This is a genomic window from Photobacterium indicum, from assembly GCF_003026215.1.
GTDB classification, from domain to species: Bacteria; Pseudomonadota; Gammaproteobacteria; order Enterobacterales; family Vibrionaceae; genus Photobacterium; species Photobacterium indicum.
The window spans coordinates 91,577-107,800 of the sequence record NZ_PYOC01000006.1 but is presented as its reverse complement, the minus strand read 5'-3'; the positions used below and the strand labels follow the sequence as shown (position 1 = coordinate 107,800).

Genomic DNA, 16,224 nt, shown 5'->3' with positions numbered 1-16,224 from the left:
CTGATGTAATCATTGAGCAGGCTGATAGTTAGCACAGTATGAGGTTTTTCTTGATGTCACATCACACCACTTTACTTCCCTTCACTCTTTAATTCTTGCCGGCACATTAGCTCTTGCTGACACAGGGTAAAAAAGGCATGTGCTTGGGGTGAAATATGGCGATCCAACAATCGAAAAATGCCAATTTCCCGCTCAACAACGGGGTCAATCAATGGGATCCACACTAATGTTTTCACATCGGTCGGAAAAGCGAGTTTAGGCAAGGTGGTTATACCGATACCCAACTCTAGTACTGAAAATAATGAAGTAATATTTTCGACGGAATACAAGGCACTTTCAGCCAATACCCGTGCGGGGGTCGGCGCCAATAAAGTGCAGGTGCCATTTGTTATAAACGGATAGGCTTCAAGCTGCTGCCACGCCAGTCCATTTTTAAACGCAGCTAGCGGATGGTCAGATAAACACACCACACCTAATGGGTCTGAAATTAAAGGCGTAAAATCAATACGGCTATCATTAATATGCAAACAGTTCCCCAGTGCAAGGTCAACCTCGCCCGCTAGCAACCGCAGCTCAACACCAGCCGCATTATCATCAATTAACGACACTTCCACCTGTGGGTGACATGCCGTAAAAGCCGCTAATACTTTCGGGATCAGCTTGGCCGCAACGGAAGGAACACTGCCAATACGCACTTGTCCTAATTGCCCAACCGCTGCAGCACTCAGATCACACGTCAAACTCTGATAATGATTTAAGAACTGCCGGATCTTAGGCAAACATATTTCGCCAAACGGGGTGAGCTTCACTTTATGCCCCGCTTCAAACAAGGTCTGCCCCAGAATTTTCTCGAGTTCTTTCACTGCCGTCGACAAAGCAGCTTGGGATCGGTTTGCCTTACTGGATGCAGCACGAAATCCCCCTTCATCCACTACCAGTACAAAATATTTTAACTGCTGCAGCTTAATATCCATTTATCAACGCATCCTTTTTTTACTCGTTTGTGAGCAACCGAACTTCAATCCTCCTCTATTGATAAATAAAACTTATCAATTGTCAAAAATAAAGCGTTAGATTTATCACTATTTTTTATGCATGATTTAACCACGCTGAAACATATATGCAACATAATGAGATAATCTATGCCAGCCCAACTAGCCAAAACACCTGTAAAAACAGAGCTCTTCGCATCTAAAGCACCCTTAGAGTGGGCTGTCGTGAATAACGGCACATTGTATACAGCACAAATCCCAATTGATCAGCAAGGTGTCGTTGTTGAGGGTGGTATCGAAGCGCAAACACGCCAAACCATGAATAACCTAGTTCATACCCTTGAATGCGCAGGCGTTTCTACCGATGCGGTATTACAAGTACTGATCTATGTTACCGATCGCAGCTACCTTGCTACCGTCAACCAAGTCTACGCAGAATACTTCAACGCCCCTTACCCTAACCGTGCAGCCGTTGTTGTAGCAGGTTTAGCGCGTGAAGAAATGCTGGTTGAGCTTGTGGTTTACGCTGCCGTCGACTCATAAACAGCGCTCTAAGCATTAGTGCCGAAGCATTAAAAGACTACGCAAAACGTAAAAATAGCCCTAATTCAATTACGTCACATAACAAGGATTTCTCATGACATTTGAAGCAGAAAAAGCCCTCTACATTGCTGGTGAATGGCAATCAGGCATCTCTACTGTAGCCAACATCAACCCTTCAGATATCTCTCAGCAATTAGGTAATTTTGCACAAGCAAGCCAACAGCAAGTGCAACAAGCAATTGATGCAGCTAATACAGCGCAGCCTGAATGGGAAAAAACCCCGTTAGAGCACAAGCAAAAAGTATTGCAAGCTATCGGTGATGAGCTTATTGCTCGTTGCGATGAGTTGGGCACATTGCTCTCTAGCGAAGAAGGTAAACCTTTTGCAGAAGGCCGTGGTGAAATCTTCCGTGCTGGTCAATTCTTTCAATACTATGCGGCAGAAGTTCTGCGCCAAATGGGCGACCTAGCGCAATCGACTCGTCCTGGCGTATCAGTCGAAGTGAGTCGAGAAGCCGTTGGTGTTGTCGCGATCATCTCTCCTTGGAACTTCCCAACCGCAACAGCGGCATGGAAAATTGCCCCCGCGCTGGCCTTTGGTAACAGTGTTATCTGGAAACCTGCCAACCTTACCCCAGCCAGTGCCGTGGCATTAACAGAAATCATTCATCGTCAAGGCTTGCCTGCCGGTACTTTCAACTTGGTACTCGGCAGCGGCTCTGAAGTCGGTAACACCCTTATTAATTCAGACCAAATCAATGCCGTTAGCTTCACTGGCTCTGTCGATACAGGTCGAAAAGTCGCAACAGCCACTGCCCCTAATTTTGTTCGTTGTCAGTTAGAAATGGGCAGTAAAAACGCCCTGGTCATCGCTGATGATGCCGATATTCACACTGCCGTTGAAGCCACCATTATGGGCTCGTTCTCGGGTGCAGGTCAGAAATGTACCGCCTCTTCGCGATTGGTCGTACTCGATAGCATTCACGATGCGTACGTTGATGCCCTAATCAAACGTATGAGCACATTAAAAATTGGTCACGCGCTACAAGATGGTGTGTTCATGGGGCCAGTGGTAGATGACAAGCAACTCGCATCAAACATGTCATGGATAGATAAAGCTCGTGGGCATGGTGCTGAATTAGCCTTTGGTGGCGAGCAACTTAACCTAGAACATGAAGGTTATTACATGTCGCCGACCTTGTTCTTGAATACGAAAAACGGTTGGGATGTAAACCAAGAAGAAGTCTTCGCTCCGATGGCGAGTGTTATTCGCGTCAACGATCTTGAGGAAGCAATTGCAACAGCCAACGATACACGTTTTGGCTTAACGGGCGGCATCATCACGCAAAGCCTGCGCACCAGCGCATTGTTCAAGCAACAAGCGCAAACAGGCTGTGTCATGGTTAACCTACCAACAGCAGGTACCGATTATCACGTGCCATTTGGTGGCCGTAAACAATCGAGCTTTGGGCCCCGGGAGCAAGGCCAGTACGCGAAAGAGTTCTATACCATTGTAAAAACCGCTTACCAGCGCCCTTACTAAGGAACGTCTATGTATCAGGACCGTATCATTATTGATGGTTTGCAGTACTGCAATTGGGATCGCGCGTATTTTGAAACACTGAAAGCGAGCGGTATTACCGCTGTTCATGCCACCGTGGTTTACCACGAAACAGCACGCGAAACCCTAACACGCTTTGCACAATGGAATCTTCATTTTGAGCACAACAGTGATCTCATTATGCCGATAATGAGCATGGAAGATGTCACTACAGCCAAAGCAACTGGGCGTGTCGGTATCTTCCTAGGTGCGCAAAATTGCTCACCGATTGAGGATGAGATCGGCCTGATCAGTGTGATGCGCCAACAAGGGTTACTGATCATGCAGCTGACTTATAACAACCAAAGTCTATTAGCGACAGGATGTTATGAGCAAGAAGATGCCGGCGTAACCCGCTTTGGCAAGCAAGCCATTGCCGAGATGAATCGAGTGGGAATGATTGTGGATATGTCTCACAGTGCTGAGCGTTCAACGCTAGAAGCTATTGATATTTCTTCTCGCCCTATTTGTATCAGCCATGCAAACCCGAATTTTGCGCACCCAGCGTTACGAAATAAATCGAATGAAGTCATTGAATCATTAGCCAATCGCGGCGGTTTGATTGGATTCAGTTTATATCCGTTCCACTTGCCGAATAGCAGCCAATGTACCTTAGAAGCATTCTGCCAAATGGTCGCAGATAGCGCCGAGCTAGTTGGCGTTGAGCACCTCGCCATTGGCAGTGATTTGTGCCTGAACCAACCACAGGAAGTGCTGGAGTGGATGCGAAATGGTCGTTGGTCGAAAGCCATGGACTACGGTGAGGGGTCGTCAAGTAATTCAGGCTGGCCTGATGCACTTCCGTGGTTTTGTGACAGCAAAGGAATGGAAAACATTTACCACGGCTTGATAAGGCAAGGCTTCAGCGAAACAGAAAGCAGCCAAGTCATGGGAGAAAACTGGTTCAACTTCTTACAGGATGGCTTAACACCAGTCAGCTAAACTCAATCAAGGCCTGCGCATAATAATTACCTTAAGCGGGCCGATAGCAAACATTTTGTCCAAGCAATACCAATAACGACGCCTGGAGATACACAATGTCCGACTTCACCAATGCTGTAAAAGCTGAACATATTCCAACACCACAATCGACAGCCGAAAAGCTCGGGCTCGATAACCCCGCCTTATGGATGAGTGGTGGATTTATTGCCCTTTTTGTCATGCTTGCATTGTACGACAATGCTTTACTCTCAGATTTAGTCAATGCTGGCTTTTCTTGGTCGGTGACAATTTTTGGTCCTTATTGGCAAGTATTATTATTACTTACTTTTTTGATCAGCCTCGTTTTAGCCGTAGGCCATACCGGACACGTTCGCTTAGGCGCGCTTGATAAGCCTGAAATAGACGGTTTCCGTTGGATGGCGATCATCCTATGTACCCTGCTTGCGGGAGGCGGAGTATTTTGGGCTGCCGCCGAGCCTATCGCTCACTATATGAGCCCGCCACCATTGTTCGGGGCACAAGAAAGCCCTCAACAAAATGCAATTAATGCCTTATCACAATCATTTATGCACTGGGGATTCCTCGCATGGGCTATTCTTGGCAGCTTAACTTCAATTGTATTAATGCATCTGCACTACGATAAAGGATTACCACTGCAGCCGCGTACTTTGCTCTACCCCATTCTTGGTAAACGCGCATTAACAGGCTTAACCGGTGCAATGATTGATGCTTGTTGCATTATTGCTGTCGCCGCGGGAACAATCGGCCCAATCGGATTCCTAGGGCTACAAATCAGCTTTGCATTAAATGCGTTATTTGATATTCCTGACGGCTTTACCACCCAATTTATCGTGATCCTTTGTGCGATTGCTATTTATACCTTATCAGCCTTAAGCGGCCTGAATCGCGGGATTCAAATTCTGAGTCGCTATAACATCATTTTAGCGGTTGGCTTAATGGCCTACATCATGATTGTTGGCCCTACAAATTTCATTGTAAATAGCTACATTCAAGGTGTCGGCAGCATGATCGACAACTTCATTCCGATGGCAACCTACCGCGGTGATGAAGGTTGGCTAAGCTGGTGGACAGTATTCTTCTGGGGCTGGTTCATCGGTTATGGCCCTATGATGGCGATCTTTATTGCCCGTATTTCGCGTGGTCGTACTATCCGTCAATTAGTGATGGCGGTGAGTATCATCGCACCGATTATTACTTGCTTCTGGTTTACTGTCGTCGGCGGTTCCGGCGTTGCATTTGAAATGGCCGATCCAGGTTCCGTCAGTAAAGCTTTCGAAGGTTTCAACCTTCCTGCCGCCCTACTCGCCATTACTCAACAGCTGCCGTTTCCACTCATTGTCTCGATTCTGTTTCTTATTCTGACAACGATCTTCATTGTCACAACCGGCGACTCAATGACCTACACCATTAGTGTGGTGGTCAGTGGCGACACCGAGCCAAATGCTGCTATTCGCATATTTTGGGGAGTAATGATGGGAGTAACAGCACTCATCCTCATCTCCTTAGGTTCAGGTGGTGTCTCGGCGTTGCAGTCTTTTATCGTCATCACTGCAGTCCCCGTTTCTCTTATCTTGTTGCCATCACTGTGGAATGCCCCAAAAATGGCAAGGGAAATGGCAAAGGAACAAGGTTTATAACGCGCAACTTATCTACTTAGGTCGGGCAGTGAACCTTGCTGCCTTTATCAATAATGAGTGACTAAAACTCAAAGAATAGAATCATGGTGAGCAATATGGATGCACATCGTTGTACTGGAACCCAATCACAATTACGCCACCCAGATACGGTAATGGCACCAGAGCGATTGGGCGCAATGCATCAAAGTCGTATCAGTTTTGTACGTAGCTTGATCCGTCGTATGGCTAATCAGAAGTGGGCTGTATCTCTAGCTCAGTGGGATATTTCCGAACAAGGGTTTGGGGTGGCAGTATACCGCTTAGAGACGCCAAACCATCACTACCACTTGGTGGTCTTTTCTGATGCGATTGCCGATGAAGAACGTAACGACCGCGTGATCGCTGAAAAGTGGGATGTAACGTTTGCACTGGTACAAGGTGATATTGATAAAGCATTTTTAAACCAGTTACAAAACAATGTGCCACTCCAAGAAGCGGGCCGTAACTCGAGCCAAGTATTGGTGCTTGCTCGCGCCAATAAAAGTGTGCGGGTATTCGAACATTTAGTCACTTCACTGGCTGAAGGGCAACAACCTGACTCACAAGTCTTAGCAGATGTTGGCTATATCTTACGTACCACTGCGGTGTATGGTAACGGTAAATTTGGCATTGCAGATTTTGAAATTTTAGATGATAACCCAGACTTCAATCTCTCTTTCAGTGCTCAAATGTGTGCAGTCTATATGTTGCGCCAATTCAGTCTTGATTGGGTGCATTTCTTAGCTAAACAACAAGGTGGCACTAAAGCCGCTCTGCTGGCTCGTCCATTGCAGCGTTATTTAGGGGTAGGGAATGCAACAGGACTAGGGATGGCACCCTACCTAATTCGTCATCCGCGTATTGTCGACCAATGGTTGTCAGAACGCGAAAAAGCCCTTGCAGCGGTATCAGTATGCATCATTACACCAGCTGCCAGTCAGGCTATTTACCCGTTATTAGACCGCGCCATTGCGCACCTTACGCAAGTTGTCACCATTAACGAACATCAACAAAAATTGAACGCTGAAGCGATCAGTAACATTCACAACATCATGGCTAAAATCACTACTGCTCAACAAAAACAGTGGCAATGGAAACAGTTAATTGAAGATAACCAGCAATATTGTAACGAAGCCCAAGAAATAACGATTTCGTGCATCATGGAGCTGTATCCAGAATTAGTGGATAGCCACGAAAACAGCATGAATGCCGATGAAACACTAGCATTGGCACCCGGAATCACCGTTCAAAAACTGACAGAAGTATTGAAAGAGCGCTACCGCTGGGCACTGGATATCGACTTTTTCTCTGCCGAAAATAGCTATTGGTTTTGGTACCGTTCTGAAGACAAAGAAGAACCAAGAATGGGGATTCGTGGTGAAGAACCTGGTGATGATCGTGAGTTGGCCCTCGATATAGCGCGTCAGGTTTATCGCTTACATGCTGCATTGGCTGCCGTAGAACCGTCGCAAACCTTGGCTGAGTTTCTACTACATCAACCACAATATCGTTCTATTGCACGTCGTGCATGGACTCTCGGGCATTGCCCAATGGGTGATATTCAAATGAATGTCTTAAACCAACATGCCTTACCAATGCACTTATTACGTTGCAAGTTAGCCATGTTTGGCGCCACAAAGTTTGACCCTCGCTCAGATCGTTGGGTGCGAGTCACCTTCTTCCAAGGGGCTCCTTTAACAGACGAAATTCACGACCAAGAGTGGTTATTTCCACTATTACCCACAAACACTGAATCAACACCGGAGGCACAAGCATGATGCAAGTATCACACAACGAATTGGTCGTACTCAGTGCCAAAGCCTTCGATGGATTGCACCGACATTGTGGTGAATCAGACATGATCGCCAATATGGTGGCTGATTTAGAAATGGCCGGATTAAATGGTGTCCAACATTTTGTGAATGCCCTCGCCTTCATGAAAAATGAAAACGATGGCCCTGTACAGGTCGATGCTTTTACAGGCTCACAGCTAACGGCGAATCTACACGGTTGCAGTATCTTATGTCACTTACCGACCTTGTTGGATTACACCATTGAAAAGTTGGTCAACCAACCCACAATTACCTTACACATTGAGCAATGCCATAACCGCTGGCTAGCCTTTGGTGAACTGGTCAAACTGGCGGGTAAAGGCTTATCGGTAAAAGCGCAGTGGTATAACGGCAGTGCTCCTAAACATATCGTGTATGTACTGAATGCGGGATACATCTTGCCTGATATTTACCTCTCCACGGCTGAATCAACAATGAATACGCATTCTTTGACGATAGAGATCAGCAAAACACCTATTCCACAACCGACAGTAACAGAGCACCATCAGCACATTTCATCTGCCAGCCTTGCTGCTGCAAAACAGCATGCTTGGCAACATGGTGTGACGGTCAATAAATCTGACTGGCTCAAAATCAAGCAAACGGCGGGGGGAATATTAGTTGAATCCAGTGATGCGTCACGTTTAGGTGCTGGTGAATCTCTGCCCTACGTATAACGCCGCACTACTGTCGATTTAAAAGCCTAACGAGTACAAAAAAACCAGCCTTCCAGCAAGCAAGAGTAATCGTTTGCTGGTTTTTTATTACCGAGAAGCTGGGCACTGACACACTCTTAACATGCCATACCTTGTCACCAACGGAATCCTCCGTAGAATACAGTGCATAGTTTATGGCAACCAAGAGATACCAACGGATGAGCAACTCTATCAATCAGATGATTGCCAGCGAACTGAATGTTCGCCTTGAGCAAGTTACAGCCGCAGTCACTCTGCTAGATGACGGTAATACGGTTCCTTTTATTTCGCGTTACCGTAAAGAAGTCACCAACGGGCTGGATGATACTCAGCTACGTAACCTGGAATCCCGCCTAGGGTACTTGCGTGAATTGGATGATCGCCGCAAAACCATCCTTAAAGCAATTACCGAGCAAGGAAAACTAACCTCACAATTGGAAGCTGAAATTAATTCAGCTGGCAGTAAAACACGCTTAGAAGATCTGTACCTGCCTTATAAACAAAAGCGTCGCACCAAAGGACAGATCGCTATAGAAGCCGGATTAGAACCGCTTGCCGATACATTGTGGCAGCAACCCACTAACGAGCCAGAAGCAACAGCAGCTCAATATATCAATGCAGACAAAAGCATTGCCGACACCAAAGCGGCACTTGATGGCGCTCGCGCTATCTTGATGGAACGCTTTGCCGAAGATGCCGCACTGCTGCATAAAATCCGCAGTCAACTTCAAACCAATGCCGAATTTACCTCTTGCGTAGTGGCAGGCAAAGAACAAGAAGGCGCGAAGTTTAAAGATTATTTCGAGCATAATGAACGACTCAAAAATGTACCGTCGCACCGTGCGCTCGCCATGTTCCGTGGCCGTAATGAAGGCTTCTTGCAACTATCATTAAACGCGGATCCTAATCAAGAAGAAGGCGTACGCGGCTCTTACTGTGAAATCATTATTGCTGATCATTATGGCGTCAAAATCGGTACACAACCTGCCGATGCATGGCGTAAGCAAGTCATTAGCTGGGCATGGCGCATTAAAATATTAATGCACATGGAAACCGAACTAATGAGTGCATTGCGTGAAAAAGCCGAAGACGGTGCTATGCAGGTATTTGCTGACAACCTGAGTGATTTACTGATGGCGGCACCAGCAGGCCCGCGTACCACATTGGCACTCGACCCAGGTTTACGCACTGGCTGTAAAGTCGCAGTAATTGATACTACGGGTAAATTAGTCGATATCGCCACCATTTACCCGCATCAGCCACAGCGTCAAGTGGCACAATCTGAAGCCGCGGTTTTAGCATTATTAAACAAACACCAAGTAAACTTAATTGCTATCGGAAACGGAACTGCTTCACGTGAAACAGATGCCTTTGTTGCCAAGATCTTAAAAGACAACAACCTCAAAATTCAAAGCGTGATGGTCAGCGAAGCAGGTGCATCTGTTTACTCGGCTTCTGAACTTGCAGCTAATGAATTCCCTGATCTGGATGTAACGATCCGTGGTGCCGTCTCAATTGGTCGCCGCCTACAAGATCCGTTGGCAGAACTGGTGAAAATTGATCCTAAAGCGATTGGTGTCGGTCAATATCAGCATGATGTAAGCCAAAGCATGTTGGCTAAACGTCTTGATGCTGTCGTGGAAGACTGTGTAAACGGCGTGGGGGTGGATGTAAATACCGCATCAGCAGCCCTACTCACACGAGTCGCTGGCTTAACCAAAACCATGGCGCAGAATGTGGTTGATTATCGTGATGAGCACGGCCGTTTCGAAAGCCGTACTACCTTGAAAAAAGTCGCACGTTTGGGGCCAAAAGCTTTTGAACAATGTGCGGGGTTCTTACGGATCATGAACGGTAAAAACCCACTCGATAGCTCGGCGGTTCACCCCGAATCGTATGCTGTAGTAAAAACCATTGCCACGAATAACAGCAAAGCAATGGATGCCATCATTGGTAACACGGAATTTTTACGCAGCCTAAATGCTGCTGACTATACTGATGAAAAGTTTGGCCTACCAACGGTTACCGATATTATCAGCGAACTTGATAAGCCCGGTCGCGATCCCCGTCCTGAATTCAAAACCGCCACGTTTGCTGAAGGTGTTAACGAAGTAAAAGACTTAATACCAGGCATGATTTTGGAAGGTGTTATCACCAACGTGACTAACTTTGGTGCCTTCGTTGATGTCGGTGTTCACCAAGATGGTTTGGTACATATTTCAGCACTATCAGATAAATTCATCTCTGACCCACGTGAAGTTGTTAAAGCCGGTGATGTGGTGAAAGTAAAGGTAATGGAAGTGGATTTGCAACGTAAACGTATTGCCATGTCGATGCGCATGAGCGACGAACCGGGACAAGAAAAACCCGCTCGTAAGCCACAGCAAAACCAAGCACGCAGCACTGCAAACCATAATGCACAGAGTAATAATCGCGGTAGTAGTAATAACCCAAAGAGTAACCAAGGTAATAACTCAGCAGGCGGCGCTATGGGTGGTGCGTTTGCCGCGGCATTTGCCAAAGCGAAGAAGTAAACTAGTTTAATACCAATCTGGATAAGTAAATGGTCATAAATTTGCGTAACAAGAATGATCAGATACCTATTTAGGTTGGTATAAGCCTGAATAATAAGAAGAGAGTCAGTATGAAAATACTGGCTTTTTTTATTGGGTAATCAAGATGCAGCGGCTTACAGCACCACTAAATATTCAGTGGGCGGATTAGGTACCGTCGCTTGTGCATAACGGTGAGCCACTACCCCTTTTGTCCGTTCGTTATTACTGATTTGCTCAAGTTGATCCAGTATTTCTCGCGGCAGTTTAATGTGCATTGAATAACCGAGTTCGGTCACTGGCGCCATGTAGCTATCGGCAGATAGGGCTTTTACTAACAGTTCAAATTCATCTTGATAGCCGTACTGTTTTTCAATGGTCTCAGGCAGCTCACTGTAATCTGGGTGCTCACTCGGATCCCATGCTGGCTTTTTAAACTGTTTTTCTTCGCTGCTTAACGGCTTTTCACGAGGAGACTCTGCCGCTTGAGTAGGAGGAACAATTTTTTCACGCACACGGTTATCCCGCGCAGCCTGTTCGGTTGGCGGATTAACTGAGGGAGCAACAATCGGCGCTCCAGCATTGGCTGGCGAAAAAATCATACTGTGGTATTACCATATCCTTATAAAACGCGATCGCTATATATCAAGATCATGAGTATATACCTAAGCGAACGGTTTAGGCGATGGCAAGTAATACCGTTGCTACAGTTCCTATCGCCGAAAGTACTTGTCCCGCAGTATAAAAATCATCGGAGTTGGTTTTTACTTCATCAGGATGATCCATCCCCAATGCACCATAAGCAAAAGATTCTGCGACACTGCTGTCTTCTTCTACCGTGCCATCTGCATTTTTTTTAGCTTGTGTTTGTGTATCCGCTTCAGCGGCCAACTTACGTTTTGCATCATCAGAGATACTCACTGTTGTACCCGCAGCTTTACTCACACTGGCATTATCAGCCTGTGATTTTTCGGCATCCGTTTTTACCCCCCCCGCAGTTGAGGTTTGTAATGTTGCTGGAGAATACGTTGAACTATTCCCTACACTTCCTATTGTCATATGGCCTCTCGTAAATAGAGTAACTCCATTAAAATCCCTATCGGCAAAACAATCAAAAAGTTTAACTTTTAATCACCAATTCCCTATACACACGACATAATCAGCCTTATTTGATGAAATCTTTCAGCGTTTGCACGAATTCCTCTGGGTGAGAAATAAAGGGTGCATGCGACGCGGCGGCAAAGATCTGCCGACAAGACAGAGGCGCTAATTGGTCCATATCTTTCGCCACTTTAGCGGGAACCAAACCATCTAACCGCCCATATAAGCGTAACCATGGTTGGGTTATACCACCTAACTGTGCGCGTAAATCAACATCAGCCAGTAACCTGAGTCCTATTGATAAAGCTTCAGGATTAGGCTGTGGCCGTGATAACACCGCTTGCTTTAGCAATTTGATGTCTTGCCTTGCAGTAGGGCTTCCCATCGCTTGTAGTGCGAGAAAGCGCTCAACGGTTAATTGAAAGTCATCACCGAGTTGACGTCGAAAATCATCCAAGACCTGAGGCTGAATGCCTCGCCATGTGCCTTCAGCTGCAAAACGTGGTGAGCTTGCTACTGTAACTAAACGAGTAACACGCTCTGGTGCCAGTAAAGCCGCTTGTGTTGCCACTAAACCGCCCAAGGACCAACCTAACCACGTTGCAGACATTGGTGATTTATCAAGCAACAGTTGTGCCATCTCTTCAATACTATCGGCAGAGATATCATGACTATGACCGTAACCCGGCATATCAACCCAGTGCACGCGATAAAAAGGAGTCAGTAATGGCAATAATTGCTGCCACACCGCACCATTCATTCCCCAACCATGAATGAGAACCAGATCCGAACCTTGCCCTTCAGTTTGCCAATGTAGCGCCGTTGTCATTTACACTTCCTTTTTAAAATCACATTGTCGAAAACATTCACCTTATAAGGATGGCAAGGATGTTATCCCTTTCATCGCTAAAATCAATGATTCTACAACTCAATCAACGTCGATGGACCAACTCACAATGTCAGCTATGCCAATTACCACTGCCGTACAATGAGTCGATATGGTGCCGGCATTGCATCGCCCATTTCCCTCAACCACCTCACTGCGCAAGGTGTGGCACCACTACCGTCAACCCAGTTGAACAATGCGGACAGTGTTTACGCTCCCCCCCGCCGTGGCATCGTCTCTATCGATTAGGTGAGTACGATTTCCCACTCAAACAGATTATCCATCAACTTAAATTCAACGGTAAGTTTTGGTTAGCCAAACCGCTGGCGGATCAATTCGTATTATCTCTCGACCAGCCAGCCCCTTTGATTTTACCCGTGCCGTTACATGCAACACGGCGCTTTAATCGTGGTTTCAATCAAAGTACACATTTAGCGTGGGCAATCGCCGAGGCAACAAATAGCCAATGTATCGCGAATGGCTTCAAACGCCAGCGTTATACCAAGGTGCAAAAACAACTGACTAAAAACGAACGGAAGAAAAATGTTCACCAAGCCTTTATACTTAAGATAAAGTCGTTACCCAAGCATGTCGCGATTGTCGATGATGTTGTGACAACGGGTAGCACTGTTGCCGAACTCACCCGTTTGCTACTGAATAACGGTGTTGAACGGGTTGATGTCTACTGTATTTGCTATACGCCCTCAATCGAATGATCGTGAAAATCATCGAAATTAGTGACGAAATCATGGTTGCGAAGATTAAGGGGTGATAGAAAGTGCGTCTAAGAGTAGAATAGATTAAATCTTACTAAATAGGTCAGGTATTACGTCGTGTCTATGATCACTATTACTGAAAGCGCTCAGCAGCACTTCGGCAAGCTTCTTGCCCAGCAGCCTGAGGGTACAAACATTCGTGTCTTCGTGGTAAATCCAGGTACTCAAAATGCTGAGTGTGGTGTGTCTTATTGCCCACCAGAAGCGGTTGAAGCGAGCGATACTAAAATCGAGTTAGAGCTATTTGATGCTTACCTTGATGAACTAAGTCTTCCTTTCTTGGATGATGCTGAAATCGATTTTGTTACCGACAAAATGGGCTCACAGCTAACCCTTAAAGCGCCTAACGCTAAAGTACGTAAAGTGTCTAACGACGCAACGCTAATGGAGCGCGTTGATTACGCAATCCAGACTCAAGTTAACCCACAGTTAGCGGGTCATGGCGGTAATGTATCTCTAGCTGAAATCACTGAAGATGGCATTGCAATCCTCCAGTTTGGTGGTGGTTGTAACGGTTGTTCAATGGTTGATGTGACGTTGAAAGAAGGTATCGAAAAAGAACTTCTTGCTCAGTTCGCAGGTGAACTGACAGGTGTTCGTGATATCACAGAACACGCACGTGGCGAGCACTCGTACTACTAAGTTAAGCTTCCTTCACCTTAGTCGCGAGAGAATAACGACAAACAGTCCTTATTCCAGCTACAAAAAAAGCCGCATTTAGCGGCTTTTTTTATTCTTCAGCGTGCAGTAAATTCAGTCGGCTATACTGCAACCCAAAATCATTAGTTAGATTAAAGTGATGGTGACACTACGACGTCCCCAATTCTTGGCTGCTTGAATATCTTTACCCATATAGATATCAATTTTACGCGTCCAGCGCTTATTCATTTTATCCATAACGGTATATTCACCCGGCAAGCCTGAAATCTTCACTTTAGCGCCGTGAGTCAGCCCCATACCTAGAAGATCACGCGATACTGCAATCACCTTCATCCCAGGCTTTAATCTATCGCCCCAAGCCGCAATGGTCGGATTAGCGTTGGTTTGTGCTCTTACTGAGTTATATGCCGTCGCTGTTACTTTAAGGTTCTTTACACTACTTGCCAGTGCATTTGTTCCCCAGCCTAATGACATTACTACCAGTAAAAACACCCAGATCGTTCGTTTCATTGATATCACCTGTTTAACAATTGTGCACATTTTAAACAGATCAATAACCAAATGAATAGCATTTTTTGTCGTAAAAATAATCAATATCAGTTGAATATTTCTAACTAATTGTTTGCACACGCCGGAGACAGAAAAATATTTTTTTGCCATTGGTAAGAAAATATTACAGCCAACCCAATTCCACGCATTGCCATAAACCCTAACATGGCAGCCCACAGGGCATGATTACCGTAACTATTAAGCATCCACCAAATGGCAAAGAAAAAACACATCGCAATAAACATACTGTTTCGCATTTCTTTGCCGCGTGTTGCGCCTATAAATATACCATCCAGTAAAAAACACCACATCGCCACTAAAGGGAATGCTGCTAACCAAGGTAAATAACGCATCGCTTCTTGCTGAACAGTTGGAATATTAGAAATTAGCCCAATAATTTCTCGACCAAAGACACTGAATGTAAATGTTAGCACCAAGGAAATTATCACACTCCAAAACGTTGTTCCCACTAAATAACGGCTAAGTTCTTCACGATTTTTCGCCCCAATTGCTTTACCAACCAGTGCTTCCATCGCATAGGCAAAGCCATCCATTGCGTAAGAGACCAACATCAAAAAGCTCATTAATACGGCATTCGCCGCCACCACGTTGTCGCCTAACGTCGCCCCTTGAAAAGTCATAAACACAAAGGTCAGCTGTAAACATAAGCTGCGTAAAAAGATATCGCGGTTTAACTTCAATAAACGTCCCATGCCATGACGTACACAGCCTAATTTTTCACGTATGGCAGGTAACGAATGGGCAATCCACTGACGAGATACAAACCATAAGCCCAGTAACATGCCACTGTAATCGGCAATAACAGAAGCAACAGCGGCCCCTTGCACTTTCCAACCAAAACCAAGCACAAACAAAACATCCAAGCCGATATTGACTAGATTTGTCACAATCAATAACCACATGGGTGATCTAGCGTTTTGAGTCCCGAGCAACCAGCCCATAATCACAAAGTTTGCCAAAGCAGCTGGCGCCCCCCAAATACGGATTGAAAAATACTGCTCTGCGTACATTTTCACTTCTGCACTGGCAGTGCTGAAATGGAAAATCAAGGTGGCAACTGGCTGATGAAACACAATAAGTAACAATGCCAACAACCAAGCTAATGCCATTCCCTGCACAAATGTACCGGCTTGTGCTTCTTTATCATGGGCACCGTATGCTTGCGCACAAATACCCGTTGTTGCCATCCGCAAAAAGCCAAGCAACCAAAACGTCATGTTAATCATGGTGCCGCCCACAGCAACACCCCCTAAATACCAAGCATGATCGAGATGACCAATCACAGCAGCATCAACCAGCCCAAGCAAAGGCACGGTAATGTTGGACAGCACCATAGGAATGGCTAACGCAAAAACTTGGAAATGGAGCGACTTGTCTCTTAATGCTGCTAGCACTTTGA

General features: G+C 45.8%; 15 protein-coding genes. 9 read left to right on the top strand and 6 right to left on the bottom strand.

What is annotated here, in order from left to right:
• Positions 1–71: 71 nt before the first annotated feature.
• Entirely contained in the window at positions 72–974 is a 903-nt protein-coding gene (locus tag C9J47_RS16595; RefSeq protein ID WP_107254511.1) for a LysR family transcriptional regulator, read from the bottom strand.
• A 168-nt stretch (positions 975–1,142) separates the two neighbouring features.
• Between C9J47_RS16595 and C9J47_RS16590 the strand changes: the two genes are divergently transcribed.
• The 7 genes from C9J47_RS16590 (at position 1,143) to C9J47_RS16560 (ending at position 10,814) form a co-directional block, all read left to right on the top strand.
• On the top strand, positions 1,143–1,535 hold the full coding sequence (locus C9J47_RS16590) for a RidA family protein (RefSeq protein WP_107254510.1): 393 nt from the start codon (positions 1,143–1,145) through the stop codon (positions 1,533–1,535).
• A gap of 94 nt (positions 1,536–1,629) precedes the next feature.
• A complete protein-coding gene (locus tag C9J47_RS16585; protein WP_107254509.1) occupies positions 1,630–3,078 on the top strand; it encodes an aldehyde dehydrogenase family protein in 1,449 nt (482 codons plus the stop codon).
• A 9-nt stretch (positions 3,079–3,087) separates the two neighbouring features.
• Positions 3,088–4,077 (top strand): membrane dipeptidase, encoded by a 990-nt coding sequence (locus C9J47_RS16580; protein ID WP_107254508.1) that lies wholly within the window; start codon positions 3,088–3,090, stop codon positions 4,075–4,077.
• Positions 4,078–4,172: 95 nt separating this feature from the next.
• Positions 4,173–5,735, top strand: a complete 1,563-nt coding sequence (locus tag C9J47_RS16575; RefSeq protein ID WP_107254507.1) for a BCCT family transporter — start codon at positions 4,173–4,175, stop codon at positions 5,733–5,735.
• A gap of 95 nt (positions 5,736–5,830) precedes the next feature.
• On the top strand, positions 5,831–7,531 hold the full coding sequence (locus tag C9J47_RS16570) for a hypothetical protein (RefSeq protein ID WP_107254506.1): 1,701 nt from the start codon (positions 5,831–5,833) through the stop codon (positions 7,529–7,531).
• The gene (locus C9J47_RS16565; protein ID WP_107254505.1) at positions 7,528–8,262 is read left to right on the top strand and encodes a DUF3726 domain-containing protein; all 735 of its coding nucleotides are present in this window, start codon (positions 7,528–7,530) and stop codon (positions 8,260–8,262) included. Before C9J47_RS16570 ends, C9J47_RS16565 begins: the two co-directional genes overlap by 4 nt.
• A 197-nt stretch (positions 8,263–8,459) precedes the next feature.
• Positions 8,460–10,814: a Tex family protein gene (locus C9J47_RS16560; RefSeq protein ID WP_107254504.1), complete on the top strand. Its 2,355-nt coding sequence runs from the start codon at positions 8,460–8,462 to the stop codon at positions 10,812–10,814.
• Between the two features lie 155 nt (positions 10,815–10,969).
• Here C9J47_RS16560 and C9J47_RS16555 read toward each other — a convergent pair whose 3' ends face one another.
• The 3 genes from C9J47_RS16555 to bioH all read right to left on the bottom strand — a co-directional run bounded on the left by C9J47_RS16555 (position 10,970) and on the right by bioH (position 12,762).
• Positions 10,970–11,434 carry an ATP-dependent Lon protease gene (locus C9J47_RS16555; protein ID WP_107242013.1) on the bottom strand — a complete coding sequence of 155 codons (465 nt, stop codon included), beginning with the start codon at positions 11,432–11,434 and terminating at the stop codon, positions 10,970–10,972.
• Positions 11,435–11,510: 76 nt separating this feature from the next.
• The gene (locus tag C9J47_RS16550; RefSeq protein WP_107254503.1) at positions 11,511–11,891 is read right to left on the bottom strand and encodes a hypothetical protein; all 381 of its coding nucleotides are present in this window, start codon (positions 11,889–11,891) and stop codon (positions 11,511–11,513) included.
• A 106-nt stretch (positions 11,892–11,997) separates the two neighbouring features.
• Positions 11,998–12,762: a pimeloyl-ACP methyl ester esterase BioH gene (gene bioH, locus C9J47_RS16545; RefSeq protein WP_107254502.1), complete on the bottom strand. Its 765-nt coding sequence runs from the start codon at positions 12,760–12,762 to the stop codon at positions 11,998–12,000.
• Positions 12,763–12,821: 59 nt separating this feature from the next.
• Between bioH and C9J47_RS16540 the strand changes: the two genes are divergently transcribed.
• The gene (locus tag C9J47_RS16540; protein ID WP_107254501.1) at positions 12,822–13,535 is read left to right on the top strand and encodes a ComF family protein; all 714 of its coding nucleotides are present in this window, start codon (positions 12,822–12,824) and stop codon (positions 13,533–13,535) included.
• Between the two features lie 117 nt (positions 13,536–13,652).
• Entirely contained in the window at positions 13,653–14,237 is a 585-nt protein-coding gene (gene nfuA, locus C9J47_RS16535; RefSeq protein WP_107254500.1) for a Fe-S biogenesis protein NfuA, read from the top strand.
• Between the two features lie 144 nt (positions 14,238–14,381).
• On the opposite strand, the gene C9J47_RS16530 is transcribed toward nfuA, so the two are convergent.
• A complete protein-coding gene (locus tag C9J47_RS16530) occupies positions 14,382–14,729 on the bottom strand; it encodes a 3D domain-containing protein (RefSeq protein ID WP_425440604.1) in 348 nt (115 codons plus the stop codon).
• Positions 14,730–14,869: 140 nt separating this feature from the next.
• Positions 14,870–16,219 carry an MATE family efflux transporter DinF gene (dinF, locus tag C9J47_RS16525; protein ID WP_107254498.1) on the bottom strand — a complete coding sequence of 450 codons (1,350 nt, stop codon included), beginning with the start codon at positions 16,217–16,219 and terminating at the stop codon, positions 14,870–14,872.
• Between the last annotated feature and the right edge of the window lie 5 nt (positions 16,220–16,224).